Origin of the sequence: Pseudomonas sp. BP11-1-1, from assembly GCF_052112105.1 — a bacterium.
Lineage (GTDB): Bacteria > Pseudomonadota > Gammaproteobacteria > Pseudomonadales > Pseudomonadaceae > Aquipseudomonas > Aquipseudomonas alvandae.
This window is the reverse complement of the sequence record NZ_JAUTYU010000003.1, coordinates 413,953-431,157: the sequence shown is the minus strand read 5'-3', so window position 1 is coordinate 431,157 and position 17,205 is coordinate 413,953. Positions and strand designations below refer to the sequence as shown.

General features: G+C 64.3%; 6 protein-coding genes. 1 reads left to right on the top strand and 5 read right to left on the bottom strand.

Annotated features, from left to right (window positions below):
• Positions 1-128: 128 nt before the first annotated feature.
• Entirely contained in the window at positions 129-1,559 is a 1,431-nt protein-coding gene (locus Q7C33_RS08560; RefSeq protein ID WP_198796750.1) for a diaminobutyrate--2-oxoglutarate transaminase, read from the bottom strand.
• 37 nt (positions 1,560-1,596) lie between these two features.
• Positions 1,597-1,812: an MbtH family protein gene (locus Q7C33_RS08555; protein WP_030141558.1), complete on the bottom strand. Its 216-nt coding sequence runs from the start codon at positions 1,810-1,812 to the stop codon at positions 1,597-1,599.
• 199 nt (positions 1,813-2,011) lie between these two features.
• Between Q7C33_RS08555 and fhuF the strand changes: the two genes are divergently transcribed.
• The gene (gene fhuF / locus Q7C33_RS08550) at positions 2,012-2,749 is read left to right on the top strand and encodes a siderophore-iron reductase FhuF (RefSeq protein ID WP_407683203.1); all 738 of its coding nucleotides are present in this window, start codon (positions 2,012-2,014) and stop codon (positions 2,747-2,749) included.
• A gap of 9 nt (positions 2,750-2,758) precedes the next feature.
• On the opposite strand, the gene Q7C33_RS08545 is transcribed toward fhuF, so the two are convergent.
• From Q7C33_RS08545 to Q7C33_RS08535, 3 genes are read right to left on the bottom strand one after another with little or no spacing between them, the layout of a single operon-like run.
• Entirely contained in the window at positions 2,759-4,402 is a 1,644-nt protein-coding gene (locus Q7C33_RS08545; RefSeq protein ID WP_407683202.1) for a cyclic peptide export ABC transporter, read from the bottom strand.
• A complete protein-coding gene (locus Q7C33_RS08540; RefSeq protein ID WP_407683201.1) occupies positions 4,399-8,181 on the bottom strand; it encodes a non-ribosomal peptide synthetase in 3,783 nt (1,260 codons plus the stop codon). The genes Q7C33_RS08545 and Q7C33_RS08540 overlap by 4 nt, the downstream gene beginning before the upstream one ends.
• The gene (locus Q7C33_RS08535; RefSeq protein ID WP_407683200.1) at positions 8,178-17,195 is read right to left on the bottom strand and encodes a non-ribosomal peptide synthetase; all 9,018 of its coding nucleotides are present in this window, start codon (positions 17,193-17,195) and stop codon (positions 8,178-8,180) included. The genes Q7C33_RS08540 and Q7C33_RS08535 overlap by 4 nt, the downstream gene beginning before the upstream one ends.
• Between the last annotated feature and the right edge of the window lie 10 nt (positions 17,196-17,205).

The window sequence follows — 17,205 nt, the reverse complement described above, 5'->3', positions numbered from 1 at the left end:
GGGTGGCGAGGGAGCTTGCTCCCGCTGGGCTGCGCAGCAGCCCTAAAAATCCTACGGTTGCTACGCAACCGAGCGGGAGCAAGCTCCCTCGCCACGGGTTGGTCGACTGCCTTGATGAACAGCGGTGATCAAGCGATGTGCAACGCCCTGCCCTTGGTCTCGGCGAGGGCATTGTTCAATGCCACGCGGAACAGTTCGACCAGCACATCGATTTCTTCGGCCTGGATGATCAGCGGCGGCAGGAATCGCACCACGGCGCCATGACGCCCGCCCAGTTCCAGGATGACACCCAGACGTAGGCATTGACGCTGGATGGCCTGGGCCAATGCGGTGTCCGCAGCGGGAACGCGGCTGTCGCTCGGCGTGTCGCTGACCACTTCCACGCCCACCATCAACCCGCGGCCGCGCACCTGGCCCAGGCAAGGGTATTCGCCCTGCAACTGGCGCAGTTGCTCCATCAGGCGCTGCCCCATGACCTCGGCGTGCCCTGGCAGGTTCTCGCTGATGATATGGCGCAACGTCGCGGCACCCGCGGCCATCGCCATCTGGTTGCCACGGAACGTGCCGGCATGGGAACCGGGTTTCCAAGTGTCCAGCTCTTCGCGGTAGACCATCACGGCCAGCGGCAGGCCGCCGCCGATGGCTTTGGAAAGCACCAGGATGTCCGGCTCGATGTCGGCATGCTGGAAAGCGAACAGCTTGCCGGTACGACCCAGGCCGGTCTGCACTTCGTCGATGATCAGCGCCACGCCATATTTGCGCGTCAACTGACGCAAGCCTTGCAGCCAGCGTACCGGCGCCGGGATCACCCCGCCCTCGCCCTGCACCACTTCCACGACCACCGCCGCCGGGGGCAACACGCCCGACTCCGGGTCGCTCAACAGCTGTTCGATGAAGTGCAGCCCGGCATCGATGCCGGCTTCACCGCCGATGCCGAACGGGCAACGGTAGTCATACGGGTATGGCAGGAACTGCACGTCGGCCATCAGCGAGCCCAGCGCCTGTTTCGGCCCCAGGTTGCCCATCAGGCTCAACGTGCCCAGGGTCATGCCATGGTAGCCGCCGGAGAACGTCAGGATCGGCTTGCGCCCGGTGGCGATCCGCGCCAGCTTCAGCGCCGCCTCGATGCCATCGGCACCGGTCGGGCCGCAGAACTGGATGCGCGCGTGACGGGCGAAGTTCTCCGGCAAGGCGTTGAACAGGTCCTCGACGAAGCGATCCTTGACCGGCGTCGTCAGGTCCAGGGTGTGCAAGGGCAAGCCGGAATCGAGCGTCTGGCGCATGGCCGCAATGGCCACCGGGTGGTTATGGCCCAGCGCCAAGGTGCCCGCGCCGGCGAGACAATCCATGAACAATTGACCCTGGGTGTCGCGCACATAAAGACCATGGGCTTCCTGCAGGGCCAATGGGATACGTCGCGGATAGGAACGCGCATTCGATTCCCGGGCCGCCTGGCGTTGCAGGTACGGATTGGTATTCAGTTCACGCGGCGCCTGGTGGCGGAACTGCTCCAGCGTGAAGGTGGCGCTGGAGGATGAACGGGGCTGGACACTTTCCATTTTGACTCCCTGAAAATGAGAACGCGGTCGTGGGCGATCAACCCTGTCCTTGTGCCTGCATGGCTTGGCGCAGGCTCAGCGGGCGCATGTCGGTCCAGACCTTTTCGATGTAGGCCAGGCACTCTTCCTTGCTGCCCTGCATGTCCACGGTGCGCCAGCCCTCGGGCACGCTGCGGTAGTCCGGCCAGATCGAGTACTGCTCCTCTTCGTTGACGACAACCAGAAACCGCGTATCCGGGCTATCCAAACTCATTGCTTGCTCCTTGACTGGCATGACGGGAAAGATCGCTACGATACAATACTAATGGTAGCGATTCTCATTAATATTTTAAAAAACTTACATGGCTCGCCTATTTCAAGGTCGGCGAACAGTCGCAAGACGCTGGTGTGCTGTTTATACTTCGCCCCCTCTGAACGATAACCCCTCTCAATTCGCGGTCACGGATGAGTCAATGATTCCCAGCCTTGCTCCGCTGTTCACCGGGCCGCTCGCAGCCTTCGAAGAGAAGCTGCAATTGCGCAGCCATCCGCAAACCGACCTGTCGGCGGACCTGTTCTTCCAGCCCGAGACGTTCAGCGCGTTCGTCGACGAACTGCTGGCGCGCTACAAGACCGATGAGCGCCTGGCCCTGGTGTCGCTGTGGTCCAAGTGGTATTTCAGCACCTTCCTCGCGCCGGTGATGGCGGCCAATCTGCTGCTGCAACGGGAGCTGCCGCTCGCCCTGAACGACGTCGGGCTGAAACTTGGCGACGACGCCAGGCCACAGGCCTTGCACCTGCGCGATGCCGGGCAACCCCTGCTGGAATGCATGGCCTTCGAACGGTTCCATACGCTGATCGAGCAGCACCTGGAACCGGTCATCGAAACGCTGGCGAGCGTCAGCCGCGCATCGCCCCGCTTGTTCTGGAGCAACGCCGGCAACACCTTCGAGTTCGTCACCACGCGGATCGACCTGCACCCCCTGGCCAACTCCGACAGCACCCTGCCCGCCCGGGAAATCCTCAGCGCCCGCCTGCGTCCCGATGGCCGGCGCAACCCGCTGTTCGCCCCCGTGCGCTATCACGACGTCGGCGAAGACGAGCCCCAGCGCCTGCGGCGGATCTGCTGCATTCGCTACCGCCTTCCCGGCGTCGGCTATTGCAGCAGTTGTCCCCTCGATGAATGCAAACGGCAGGATCAGGACGCCTGAGCGCGCCGATCATTTCGCCAACTGAAAGGGGCTCTCCGTCGCTCGGTCGTAATCAACGAGGTGACCGTAGTCGAGACGATAGATCCGGTCCGCGACGTCGAAATAACGGTCGTCATGGGTAATCGCGATCACTGTCTTGCCGGCCGCCTTCAGTTCGGGCAGCAACTCGTTGTAGAACACATGGCGGAACACCGGATCCTGGTCGGCCGCCCATTCGTCCAGCAGGAACACTTCACGGCCTTCCATCATCAGCAGCAGCAACGCCAGGCGTTTGCGCTGGCCTTGGGACAACGCGGTGGTGGACAGGCGTCCGGCGGCGAATTCGACCTTGTGGGCCAGCCCCAGGCGGTCGAGATAATGATCCACCCGAGCCTCCAGTCCTTCATGGTCGCCCGCCTCACCCAGCACATCGGCGAACAGATAGAAGTCGGCGAAGATCGCGGCGAAGTGCTCGCGGTGCCATTCGCTGGTGCTGGCATCAAGCACCACGCCATTGAGTGATACCTCGCCAGCAGCGGGCACATAGAGCCCGGTCAACAGCTTGGCCAGGGTCGATTTGCCGCTGCCGTTGCCACCGACGATGAAAATCAACTCGCCGCGCCGGATCGTCAGGTCGATCGGCCCCAACTCAAAAGCAAACTCCTCGTTCTTGCCGGCGTAACGGTAATGCACGTCCGACAGGCGCAGCTCGCGAAACGGCTGCGCCGCCTGCGCTGGCGTCTTGAACTCCACCGTCTCGCCCAGCGCCAGGGCGTCGATGGCCTGCAACGCAACATGGCCGCGAATGACCGCGGGAATGGCGTCGAGGATCATCGAGATCGGCGTGCGCAGGAACATGATCGCCAGGACGTAGCCGACCACCACCTGCTGGCTCAGCAACCCCAGCCCCTGGCCGAGGAAAAACAGCGTGCCGATCAGCACGAAGACCAGCAACGTCGTCCAGTTCAGGTTAATCGCCCACAAGGTGTCGGCGCGTACCGATGCGTCCAGCGAGGCCCGGGCGATGGGTTCGAGCTTGCGTTGATAAAGCAGGTGCCGGCGCTCCCGGCTCAGGCCCAGTTCGCAACGCCCCTGGATCGCGGCTTCGAACTGCTCGGTGAGTTGGTCGTCCTGTTGCCGGACGGCCTGCATCAAGGTCTTGACCTTACGTCCGAGCAGCACGTCAAGGCCGACGCCGGCGGCGATCACCGCTAGCGTCAAGGCGAAAAACGGCAGGCTCAACCAGGCCATGTACGCCAGCCCCGCCAACAACAGCAAGCCGTTGTACAAGGAAATCGGCAGTTGCTTGAAGGCCGTGGCGACGGTGGTCACGTCCTTGGTCAAGGCGTTGTAGATGCGTGGGCTGCCCAACCGCTCGATGCGTTCCAGCGCAGTGCCCAGCACCTTGCCCACCAGCCGCAGGCGCAGCTGGTACACCAGCCGATGGCCGATCTGCACCAGCAACCATTGCGAGGTGACCCCGCTGATGAACAACAACACCAACAAGCCACCGAACAGCAGCAAGCCCTGGCCGAGATTATCCAGCCCTTGTTCCAGGCAACGGTTGATGTAGCCGATCAGGCCGATACTGGTGGCCGCGCTCAAGGCACTGCTCAGCACCGCGAGGAAAATGCGCCACCGCGCGTCATGCAGCAGTTCTTTCAATAACATCATGGGACCGACACCACCTTGGCAGAGGTTTGCAACAGTAAAGGCAGCAGGTTTTCCGCCAGTCGCGGATCGCCGAGCATCTCATGATGCCCCACATCCAGCGTCCACTGGCTGACGGGTTGTCGTGCGAGGGCTTGCCACTGCGAGCGCAAGTCGCCGTGGGCATTGCCGCGCCATAGCCAGACCGGCACGTCGACGATGGGCAAGGCCTGCTCATACAAACGGGTCTTGATCGCGCGATATTGCGTCATCAGCGCCAGCAGCCCAGCATCCGCCGCTGCCCATTGCAGATGCCCGCGCACCTGCTCATCGTCCAACAACCGAGCGACACCCTCGGCATAGTCAAGGCCGGCCAACAGGCCAGTCAATCGCTCCCGTAGCGATTCTCCGATCGGCTGGCCGTGGCTGCGGCAATAAAACGCGAAATCGGCAATCAACTGACCGGCTTCGTCGCCCTCGCCGGCCAGGCTGCGCTGAGCATCATGATCGAGCACCACCAGGCCTTCGACGCTGAAGCCGCTGGCTTGCAGATGCGGCACCAGCAACAAGGCAAGGCGCGCCGCCAGGCTCCAGCCCAACAGCACCAGCGGACGCTCCTTGAGCTGGACCGGGATACTCGCCACGTATTGCCGCAACAGCGCGTCCATATCGTCGTCGGCCCAGCCATTTTCCAGGGCGGCAAGACCAAAGACTGAAACTTCGCCGCGCAGGTTGTCCACCAGCGGCTGATACGCCTGCAAGTGCCCTTGCGCGCCATGCACCACCAGCAAGGCCGGTGCCTGCGGGTCGGCATCGCCCAGGTTTTTCCATGGACCGCTGCTCTTCTCGCCCAGGCCCTGCACGAGATCACGCACTGTGTGCCGTTCGAACAAGAGGTTGGTCGGCAGGCTGAGGCCCAGCCGTTCGCGGATCAGCGACACCACTTTGATCGCCGCCAACGAATGCCCGCCGACGGTGAAGAAATTGTCGGTGACGCCCAGGTCATCGACACCCAGCACGTCGCACCAGATCGCGAGCACGGCGGTTTCCAGTTCGCCCACCGGCGCCACGCGGGTGTTCTGCAGGCGCTGCCGGGCGCGTTCGAGCAGGTGCTTGCGATCGAGCTTGCCGTTGCTGTTCAGCGGCAAGGCCTTCAGCGCAAAGATACCGCTGGGCAGCATGTAGTCCGGCAGTTGGCGAGCCAGGCTGGCGCGCAACGGGTCCGTCCCCTGGAACTGAACATCGTCCGTGACCACGAAGGCCAGCAACCGAGCGTGATCGCCTTCGCCATCCAACAGCACAGCCGCCTGCGATACGCCCGGCTGGGCCAGCATCGCTTGCTCGACCTCCGCCAGTTCAAGGCGAAACCCGCGGATTTTCACTTGCTGGTCGTTGCGACCCAGAATGCGCAGGGCTCCGTCGGCCTGGCGCAAGGCCAAGTCACCGGTGCGGTACAGGCGTTGACCGCTGGCGGGATCGACACCGAAGGCAGCGCCACCGACACTGCCGACGTAACCCCTGCCGACACTGGCGCCACTGATGCACAACTCGCCGGCCTGGCCGGATGGCACTGGCCGTTGCTGCTCGTCGAGCAAATGAACGCGGTTGTCCCCCAGCACCTCGCTCAAGGCGCAGCCATCCACGCCCTGCGCCAGATCAATGGCCCGCCACAGCACGCCGACGGTGGTCTCGGTCGGACCGTAGTGGTTATACAGCCGGCAAGTCGGTCCGGCTTGGGCCAAACGTGTCAGCAACGCCTCGCCGATCGGTTCTCCGCCCAGCACCAGCACTTGGCGCGGAAGGACGTCGGCGGCCTGCTCGCCCATCAAGGCTGCGAGGTGCGACGGGACGATTTTCAGCACGTCGAGGGGATAACGCCGAAGCTCTTCGGCAAAGGCCTGGGCGTCGGTCACGGTCGATTGCGCCAGCACGTGCACGCAGCCGCCCTGCAGCCACGCCGGGAACAACACGGTGTTGCCCAGGTCCGCGAGCAGCGAGGACACCAGCCCGTAATGCCCGCCCTCGGGCAGTTGCAGCGCACCGGTCACTTGGGTGACGTAATGACGCAATTGCCCTTGTTCGATCTGCACCCCTTTGGGCTTGCCGCTGGTACCCGAGGTGTAGAGCACGTAGGCCAGGTCTTGCGCAGTGCCGGAGTGCGGCGTATCGAACAGCGGCCCGTTGCTCGCCTGGGACCAGCACAGCGTGCGCGCCGACGTTTCCGGCGCCAGGCCCTCCAAGTGCAGCAGCAATGCCGGTTGAGCATCTTCGAGTATCCCGGCCAGGCGCAGCGGCGGCTGCTGGGGATCCAGCGGCAGATAGGCGGCGCCGACCTTGAAACAGGCGAGCATCGCCACCAGCATTTGCGCGCCGCGTGGCAGATACAGCCCCACCACCGCTTCACGGCCCACGCCCGCCTGATCCAGGCTGCCGGCGACGCGGTCACTCAGGGCATCGAGTTCAGCGTAGGAAAACAACTGGTCGGCATAACGCAGCGCCGGCCGATTGGGGTGTGACTGGGCGTGCCGGCGCAGGGCCGCGACGATGTCCAGGTCCGCTCCGAAGTCAGGACGCGTCGACGACGCCAGGGACTCCTCGGGCAGACGCGCATCGAAGCCGTCGACAAGTCCATTGGGTGATTGCACCAATTGGCCGAGCCAATGTTCGAGACGCTTGAGCAACGCCTGCATTTGCTCGTCGCGATACACCCCGCAATCATAGGCCAGCGCCAGCTCGCCATTGCCCTGGGCGTCAAGGCTCAATTGCAGTTGCAGCTCGACCGGCGTGTCGAACGACAGCCACTGCAACGCGCCCAGTTGCGGCACGTGCACTACCTGCAACCCGGCCTGGAAACTGGCCCGCCACTCCGGCAACAACTGCGCCTGGCCGACGTATTCCTGCCAGTCGACGGCACTCTCCAATTGCCGGGCCAGTTGCCGGGCCAGGTTCACCAGGGTGCTGTGCTCGGACAGTTGCACCACCATCGGCAACGTCTGTTCGAACACCCCAAGCGCGCCGGTCAATTCCTCGTAGTTGTCACGGGGGTCGTGCTGCACACCGAGTTGGCCTTGGCGTTGGCCGTTGAGCCTGCCTAGCAGCGATCCCCAAGCGGCTAGCACCAGCTGTTCGATGGCCACGCCTTCACGATCGGCCAATGCCGTAAGCAGCGGCGCAAGAGTCGGCGCCAGTGGCTGGCGGACCACCGCGTGACGTCCGCTGGCAATACCGTAGCGCTCGACGAGGCGCATGCCCGGGATGTCCTGCAAGGCCAGGTTGCGCCAGAACTGCGCGCCCTGCTCGGCGTCTTCATCCAGTTGCAGGCCATTGATCCACTCGACGTAGTCCGCGTACTGCATAGGTTCGTCATCGAGCAACGCGGCGCGACCGAGCAAGTGCTCGCGCAACTGGACCAGGCTGCGCGCGTCCAGCGAGTACACCGGGACCGCCAGCAACAGCTGATCATCGAGCAGCCAGGCGAGCATGTCGGGCTGTTCGGCCTGGCAACGACGCTGGGCCTCGTCCAACCATTTTTGCCCATCGTGGCCGTCGACCGTGCGCCCCTGGCGCCAGTCCAGGCGCAATGCCTGGGGCTCGATCACACGTTGGCGCAACCCGGTGGCGCCCAGCGGACGCTCGTAGCGCAGGCACAGCGCCTGGTGCTGCGCCAGGCTGTCGCGCAAGCATTGCTCGACGGTGCCTTCGGCAACGCCTGTCAATGACATGCGCACCCAGCGCCAGGCGTGCGGATTGGCCTGGGCCAGTTGTTTCTGCTGGGGTGAAAGCGTGAGTCCAAGGTCCATCATGGGGTCAACTCTTCAAGTGTTTCTTCGATCTGCGCCGGGGCGGCCATGACTTGGTGGCGGGCATAGATTTCACCCATCGCCACGACGATTTTGCGCTCGCCCTCGAACGGATCCCGGGCGTGCGCCGCCAGCATGTTATCGAGCATCACCACGTCGCCCTGTTGCCAGTCGAAGCGCACCGCGCAACGGTCGTAGGCGGCATTGATGGCGTCGATCGCCGCCGGTTCGAGCTCCGAGCCGTCACCGTAGAACACTTGCCTCGGCATGGCGGACTCGCCGTCGCGCAGGAACTGTTCGCGGATATCCGCATCGAGAAATGCCGGATGGTACAACTGGATCTGGTTGAAGAAGCTCTCTTCGCCCGTCAACGGGTGCAAGATCACCGCCGGGCACACCTGGCGGGTGTGCAGGTCGTTGGCGCCGCGCCATTGGAACTCTATGTTGCTCTCACGGCAGATCCGCTCGACCTCGGCCCGATCTTCGGTCTGGAAGAAGTGCTGCCAACTGACGTCCAGGCTGGTGCTGAAATTGCGTACATACATCAGTTGCTTGCGGCGCAGGTTGGCCTGCAGCCAGGCCGGCAGGTCACGATAGACCTGGCGGCTGTCGACGATCGGCGTCGCGCCACCGGACGTCGCCGGCGTCTCGCAGTAGAACCACTGCCGACGTGGCCAGCGGTGTTGGTGCGCACTCTCGTTATGGAACAGGATCATCCGATCCTTGGGGTATGGCGTCGACTTGTAGATGTTCTTGCCGCCCTCTTTCTTCGGCAAGTCACCGTACTGTCCGTACAACTGCGGACACAGCGCCTGGCAGAACGCCTCGAAGTCCGCCGGGGTCGGCAGGTCGAAGCCACGGAACAGGATGCCGCCATGCTCACGCAACCAGTTCTCGACCTTGTCGCGGTTGGCTTCGGCCCAGATGGCCGGGGCCAGCTCGCGGTCGCGCAGGGAAACCAGCAACGGAAACTTCGAGTCCTCTCGCAGAGGTCGGGCTTCGATGGGCTCCCGGGTCGCCGCCGATCCGCTCTGGCGCATCTTGCCCAATTTGCTCATTTTGCGTTGCAGCGGATTGTCCGTGGACATGGCAGCAGCTCCTTTTACAGTCGCAATCATGGTATCGATGGGGGTGTCCGGCGCGCCAAGGGCCAGTTCCAGCAGCGACTCGAAAGCGCCGCGCAAGCGTTCGACGGTGGCCGGGCGGAACAGGCTGGTGCGGTACACCCAGCGCAGGCTGATCGCATCAGCGTCTTCGCTGGCGAACAGCGCCATGTCGAACTTGGAATGGTGTTGCTCGCCCGTCAGCGGCTCGACCTGCAGATTGCCCAGTTGGCGCTGCTGGCGCGGCGTGTTGTCGAGCACGAACAGGGTCTGCAAGAGCGGGTGCACATTGGCCACGCGCGGCAGCTCCAGGCATTCGACGACCCGTTCGAACGGCGTGTCCTGCCAGGCGAACGCTTGCAGGCACAGCTCGCGGACTTGCAAGGCTTGCTCACGGAAGCTCAATTCCGGTTGCACACGGATACGCAAGGCCAGCAGGTTGACGAAGAAGCCGATCAGCGATTCGGTGGCCGGATGGTCACGGTTCGCCACGTCCGTTCCGATCACCAGGTCGCGGCCCTGCGTCTCGCGTTGCAGCACAGCGGCGTAGCACGTCAGCAGGACCATGAACGGCGAAGTGCCGCTGTCCTGGGCGAAGGTTTTCAAGCGGCCCACCGTGGCGGGCGACAATTGGAAATCCACCGCCGCCCCGGCGCCGCTGTCACGCTCCGGACGTGGAAAATCGAACGGCAGTGGCACCTGCGCGGGGATGCCCGCCAGGGTCCGTCGCCAGAAATCCAGGCCTTCGCGCTGACGCAACTGGACCGCAGCCGAACCTTGCCAAACGGCGTAGTCGACGTACTGGATCGGCAATGCTTGCTGGGCCGGCAGCACGCCGGAGCTGTAGGCCTCGTAACCTTCGATCAGCTCATCGACCAGCACCGCGCCGGACCAACCGTCGGAGGCGATGTGGTGCATGACCATCTGCAACACATGATCCTCTTCGCCAAGGCGATACAGGACCACCCGCAGCGGCGCGTCGTTGCCGAGGTCGAATGGTCGCAACGCCATGTCCCGGGCGTCGACTGTCCACTGGTCTTCAGTCGACGCAACGGCTTCCAGGACCACCGTCGACTGCGGGTGGATGCGCTGGCGCAACTCGCCGCCACGGGAGTGATAGGTGGTGCGCAGGATGGCATGGCGATTCACCAACCGCTGCAACGAACGCTCCAAAGCCTGGGCATCCAGTTGCCCACGCAAACGGACGTTGCTGCTCATGTTGAAGCTGCTGTCGGCCAGATCCAGTTGTTGCATCAACCAGACCCGTTGTTGCGCCGAGGACAGTGGCTGTTCGATGCCTTGGTCAACCGCCGGAATCGTCAGGGAAGCCAGATCCTGCTCGGCGGCGAGGCCCTCGATTCGCTCGGCCAGTTGCGCCAACACGGGTGTTTCGAACAACCAGCGCAAGGGCACCTCGAAGCCCTGCTCGCGCAGGCGACCACGGACCTGGGCGGCCATCAGCGAATGCCCGCCCAATCGGAAGAAATGCCCGTCGGCTGGCACATCCCGCACGTTCAATATCGAAGCCCAGATCTGCGCCAGCAAGGCCTCGCTGGCCGACAGTGCGCGCCCGGTCGCTGGCACGCTGCCGACAACCGATTGCAAGCGCGGCAGTTGTTTGCGATCGACCTTGCCATTGCTGTTGAGCGGCAGTCGGTCCAGTGCTTGCAGGTGCGTCGGCACCATGTAGACCGGCAAGCGCGCCTGCAAATACTCGCGTACAGCCGCTTCATCAGGTGCAGCGTCCGGATCCGCGACCCAAAACGCGACCAGGTGCTCGCCTTGCACCGCCACGACAGCTTGCAGCAACTGGGGATGGCTGAGCAGGACGGCCTCGATTTCCCCCAGCTCGATGCGATAGCCACGCAACTTGATCTGGTCGTCGGTCCGTCCCAGGTAGTACAGCTGGCCGTCAGGCTGCCAGCGCGCCAGATCGCCAGTGCGGTACAAGCGACCGCCGTGACCGAACGGGTCGGCAATGAAACGCTCGGCGGTCAGCCCCGGCTGCCCGGAGTAACCCCGGGCCAAGCCGTCCCCGGCGATATAGAGTTCACCGACGCAGCCTGGAGGCACTTCGCACAGGTGTTCATCGAGGACATGGCAGCGGGTGTTGAGGAGCGGCCGGCCTATCGGCGCCACTGGCAATTGCAGCGCGTCGATGGGCGTCTGGGTCGACCATACCGTGGTCTCGGTCGGGCCGTAGACGTTGATCAATCGAGCGACATGCTGCTTCAGTTCGCTGGCCAGTTCCGCCGACACCGCCTCGCCGCCGGCCAGGGCCAATCGCCCTTCCAGCACCTGGCGATCACCTTGCAACAACATCGCCCAGGTGGCGGGCGTGGCCTGGATCAGATCGACCGATTGTTCCTTGATCAAGCGTGCCAGCAACTGCGGATCCTGGCGCTGTTCCTCGTCCGCCAGTACCACGGCGCCACCACGCACCAGCGGCAGGCATAGCTCCAGGCCGCAAATGTCGAAGGTGACGGTGGTCAAGGCCAGGTAACGCTGCACATTGTCCAACGGCAAGGCCTGCTCCATGGCCAACAGGAAGTTGGCGAAGTTGCCACGACTGATCTGCACGCCCTTGGGCTGTCCGGTGGATCCCGAGGTGTAGAGGGTGTAGGCCAATTGCCCGAGGTGCGTCGGCAGTCCCGGCGCCTGCGCGGCGAATTGCGCCAACGGCAGGTCCGTCCACGGGCAAACGCGCAGCTCGGCAGGCCAATCGGCCGTCGCCGAATCGCAAAGCAGCAAATGCGGCTGCGCCCGGTTGAGCACCTGCGCCTGGCGGGCCGGGGGATGGGCTCGATCAAGCGGCAAATAGGCGGCACCGGCCTTCTGGATGCCCAACATACACACCAGCAAGCGTTCATCCCGAGGCAGGCAGAAGGCAACCAACGATTCGCGCCCGACGCCCTGGGCCAGCAACCAATGGGCCAAGCGGTTGGCTTGGGCCTCCAGCGCGGCGTAGCTCAGTTGACGGTCGGCGCAGTACACGGCGATGCGCTCGGGATGCACGGCGGCTTGCACTTCGAAGCGCGTCACCCAATCCGCTTCGCCATGCAATGGCAACGACTGCCCTTCAGTCGCCAAGGCCGCAACCGAGCACAGCGGGATCTCCAGCAAGCGCGCATCAAGATCCAGGCTCGCCAGGCTGGCGAGCAACGCCTGGTAATCCTCCACCAGACGCCGAGTGATGTCGGGTCGCAACAATGCCGTCGCGTATTCGACGATCAAACCGGTGCTCGCCTCGGCACCGCGCCCTTGGGTGAACAGGTTGAACGTCAGGTCGAACTTCGCGCTCACCACGCCACCCGGCAGCGCCAACGCCTGGGCACTGATGCCGGGCAGGTCCAGGCTGCGGGAATCCTGATGATCGACCTGATAGTTGAACATCGTCTGGAACAGCGGTGTGCGATCCAGGCTGCGCTCGACATCCAGCACGTCCAACAACTGCTCGAACGGCAGCGATTGATGGGCCAGGTCCTCGCTCAGCTTGCTGTTCAGGGCTTGGACGAACGCTTGCAGGCTCTGGCGGCCATCGATCTGCACACGGTGGGCCAGGGTGTTGACGAACAGCCCGACCAACGCCTGGCTCTCGACTGATTCACGCCCCGCCACCGGCAAGCCCACGGCAAAATCATTGCGCCCGCCGTGGCGCCAGAGCAGCAGCTGATAAGCCGCGAAATACAGCACGAACGGCGTGACGCCAAGCGCCCTCGCCCGGGCTTCGACCGCAATGCTCAGCGAGCCGGGCAGGACATATTCGTCTCGCGCGCCAGCGTACGCCTGCACCGCGGGACGGGTGGGTTGCTCGGGCAGTTCCAGCGGCTCGTTGCCCAGGCCTTCCAGGCGCTGTTGCCAATAGGCCAACAAGTCCTTGCCATGCGTGCCCTCCAAGCGTTGCCGCTGCGTCTTGATCAGCGGCAGCAAAGCGCTTGCCGCCGGCAGGCTCCTCTCTTGATAAAGCGCTGCCAGGTCCTGGACCAGCAAGCCCATGGACCAGCCGTCCACGGCGATGTGGTGCACGTTGAACAGCAGGCGGTACTCAGCGGGTGCAATACAAAACACATCGATGGCCAGTAGCGGCCCCTGCGTGAGGTCGAACACGCGCTTGGCCGCGCTGGCAATGCTCGCTTGCTGTTCCGAGTCACTCAGGGCGCCGATGTCATGGACGCTGAAGATCGGCGCGGCCATATCGTCCAGGCGCTGCCAGACTTGCCCTCGTTCTTCGAAGAAACGGCAGCGCAACGCGTCATGACGGGCCACCAGCGCCTGGCAGGCGCGTTGCAGGCGAGGCACATCCAGCTCGCCGCGCAAGGCCAGCAACTGGGTGACGTTGTAGGCGGTTTCAGCCGGCTCGAACTGCTGCATGAACCACACCCGTTGCTGGGCATGGGACAGCGGCTGCGGTTGCTCCCCATCGCCGTTCGACTCAACGGCTTCAACGACCGGCGCGACGACCGGCGCGAGCACTTTGGCCAGTTGCCGAGGGGTCGGGTTTTCCAGCAATTGCCGCGGCATCAGGCGCAGGTCGGCCTGACGCAAACGCGCGATCAACTGCAAGCTGAGAATCGAGTCGCCGCCCATGGCAAAGAAATCGGCGTCCGGCCCCAGGCCAGGTTGTCCGAGCATCTCGCGAAAAGCCGTCAGCACGGCAAGCAATGCCGGCTCGGCGCGGCAGTCGATGCACAGGGCCATGGCTGCCAGGGTCGGATGCTGCAAGACATCCCGCGGTTGCAGCTTGAGGCCTTCCCGGGACGCCAGGCCGATCAATTGCAGACTGAGGATCGAGTCCCCGCCGAGGGCGAAGAAATCGTCCGTGCGGCCGACCTGCGCACACCCGAGGACCTGGCACCACAGTTGCGCCAGGCGCTGTTCGGTGGCGCCGCTCGGTTGCTCGGCGGCTTCGGCGGCTGGTTCATCGGTGGCCGGATCAGGCAATGCACGCCGATCCAACTTGCCGTTGGCCGTCAATGGCAGCGTGTCCAGTGCCAACCAATGGGCCGGCACCATGTGCTCCGGCAGTTGACGCTTGGCTTCGGCTTGCAGTGTGGCCAAGGTTTCGGTGGTCATCGTAGGGCTGAGATAGGCCACCAGTTGCGTCCGCCCTTTTATCTCACACGCCAGCACCGCGCCTTCGCGAACCTGAGGCTGGCCATTGAGCCAGGCACTGATCTCGCCCGGTTCGACACGGAAACCGCGGATCTTCACTTGGTCGTCCTGGCGCCCGAGGAACACCAGACCCCCATGGCGATCCAGGCGAACCCGGTCACCGCTGCGATAAAAACGCTGGCCGTGGGCATTGGAGCCGAACGCACGCGCCGTCAATTCAGGCTGACCGAGGTAGCCTTGGGCAACCTGGGGACCACCGATCAGCAGCTCACCGGCGACACCGAGCGGCACCGACCGGTCGTGGCCATCGACGATACGCAATTCACAGCCGGACAGCGGCTGGCCCAACGGCAGATACTGCCCCGCTTCGAACACGTCGGCGTCGAAGATTTCTCCGCAGACCACACCGACCGTGGTTTCCGACGGGCCATAGTGGTTGAAAACGCGCAGTTGCGGCGCCAGTTCACGCACCTTGGCGAACAGCGCCTGGTCGAAACCTTCGCCACCGAGGATCAACAGGTCCTTGGGCAAGACACGACGGGCGTCGTCCAGTGCCAGCAAGCCACGCAGATGCGAAGGGGCGATCTTCAGGCAGTCCACCGGATGCTGGTCGAGAAAATCCGCCCAGCCGGGCGGATCGAAGGCCAACGGTGCCGGTGGCAAGACCAGCGTGTCCCCTGCGTTGAGCGCGGCGAAAACCGAGGTCAAGCCAAGGTCGGCGGCGACGGTTGCCAAGGTCGCCCAACGACTGCGCGGTTTGGCTTGCAAGCGTTGGCCGACGGCATTGGCATAATGCGCGAGGTTGGCATGAGTGACCTGCACGCCTTTCGGCTGGCCGGTCGAGCCCGAGGTGTAGATCAGGTACGCAGGCAATTGCAGCTGGCTGAGGCTTTGGTTCTGGCCGATGTTCGCATTGACAGACCAGTCGGCGGCGCTCAGCACCAGGCGCGGGAGGTCCACGCCGGTCTCGGGCGCTTGCGCCAATGTCAGCCACAGGCTCGCGCCGCTGTCTTGCAGCAGTTGCGCGAGTCGCCGGGCCGGTTGCGCCGGATCGAGAAACAGGCAAGTCGCACCACGCTGCCAGCACCCCAGGGTCGCCAGCAGTTGTTCGGCACAGCGCGGCATGCACAGCGCGACCACCTGCCCCGGCCCAACACCCTGCCCGGCCAGCCGTGCGGCCATCTGACGACTGGCCGCGCCAAGCGTGGCGTAATCGATGCTCTGCTCCGCGCTGCACAACGCCACCGCGTTCGGCGTGTGCGTGGCCCAGTGCAGCACTTGCTGGTCCAAGGGCAACGCAGTCGCTTCCAGGGCAGGACCGCGCAGTTCGCTCGGCGTGGACACCAGTTGCAGCTCCGACAGGCGCCGCTGCGGATGAGCCGAGCCCTCGTGGAGAATCGCCAGCAAGTCGTCGAGCATTTGCTCGACCGTGGCCGCGTCGAACAATTCGTCGCTGTATTCCAGTTCGCAGCGCAGCTGTGCGTCAGCGGTACGGACCATGCGCAACGTCAGGTCGAAACGCGCGTGGCGTTGCGGCGGGTCGAGCACTTCGACCGCCACGCCGGGCAAGGCCAGGGTGCGGCTTTCCGGCAGATCGACCTGGACGAACATGACCTGGAACAGCGGGTTCGAACGCGGGCGCTCAAGGCTTTCGAGGATGTTTTCGAAGGGCAACTGCTGATGGTCGAACGCCGCCGCAACGGTGTCGCGAGTGCGCACCAATGCACTGCCGAAGTCCGGGTTGTCTTGCAGGCGCTGGCGAATCACCAGGGTATTGAGCAATGGGCCGATCAACGGTGCGAGTTCCGGACGGTCACGTTGCGCCGCCGAGGTGCCCAGGCACAGGTCCGTCTCGCCGCTGTAGCGCGACAGCAGGCAGCTGAACGCTGTCAGGCCGTAGATGTACAGCGTCACCCCGTGATTACGGACGGCCGCCTCGATCGCCGTTGTGAGGTGCGGCGGGAGTTCCCGGGCCAGGACCGCGCCACTGTGGCGGCGTTGTGTGGTCAAGGGGCGCGGGCGGTCCAGCGGCAACGCCATTGGCGCCGGTGCATCGGCCAGTTGGTCGCGCCAAAAATCGATGTGCTGTTGGCAACTGTCGCTGTCCAGCCATTCACGCTCCCACGCGGCGTAATCGGCGTATTGGATGGCCAACTCGGGTAGCGCGACAGCCTGGTTCGAGGCGAGCGCCCGGTAAGCCCCCGCCAATTCGAGGGTGAGTTGCTGGGCCGACCAGGCGTCATAGGCAACGTGGTGAATGGTGAAAAACAGCCAGGTGGAATGCTCCTGGGCGTCGCTGAATGCTTGCCAGCGCCAAGGCATCGACTGCGCCAGGTCGAAGGGTTCGGCGAGTTGGCGGGCGTATTCATCGGCGCACCATTGCTCGTGTTCGGATGCGGCGACGGTCAAGCGCTCGACGCCCGGCAGCTGCACCTGTTGTGGCGCGCAATGGGGCTGCAACTGTCCGCTGGCATCAGGGCTGTAGCGCGTGCGCAGGATCTGGTGGCGATCGACCACCTGCTGCATTGCCTGCTGCAAACGCGCGCCGTCCAGGCGTCCATCGAAGCGCAGCACCGAGCACAGGTTGTAGAGCGCGCGACTGCTCAGCGCTTCAGCCGACAGGAAACGCCTTTGCGCCTGCGCCAACGGCCTGTGCTCGCCGTCGTCGAGCACGGCGGGGACAATCGGCAGGCGCCAGCTGTCGATGCCCTTCTCGGCCAGGCGCTGGCGAAAGACCTTCTTCTTGTCCGCGGGCAAGGATGCCAGCCGCTGCGCAATCTCCAGGAAAGCTTGTTGCGTCATCGTACTCATC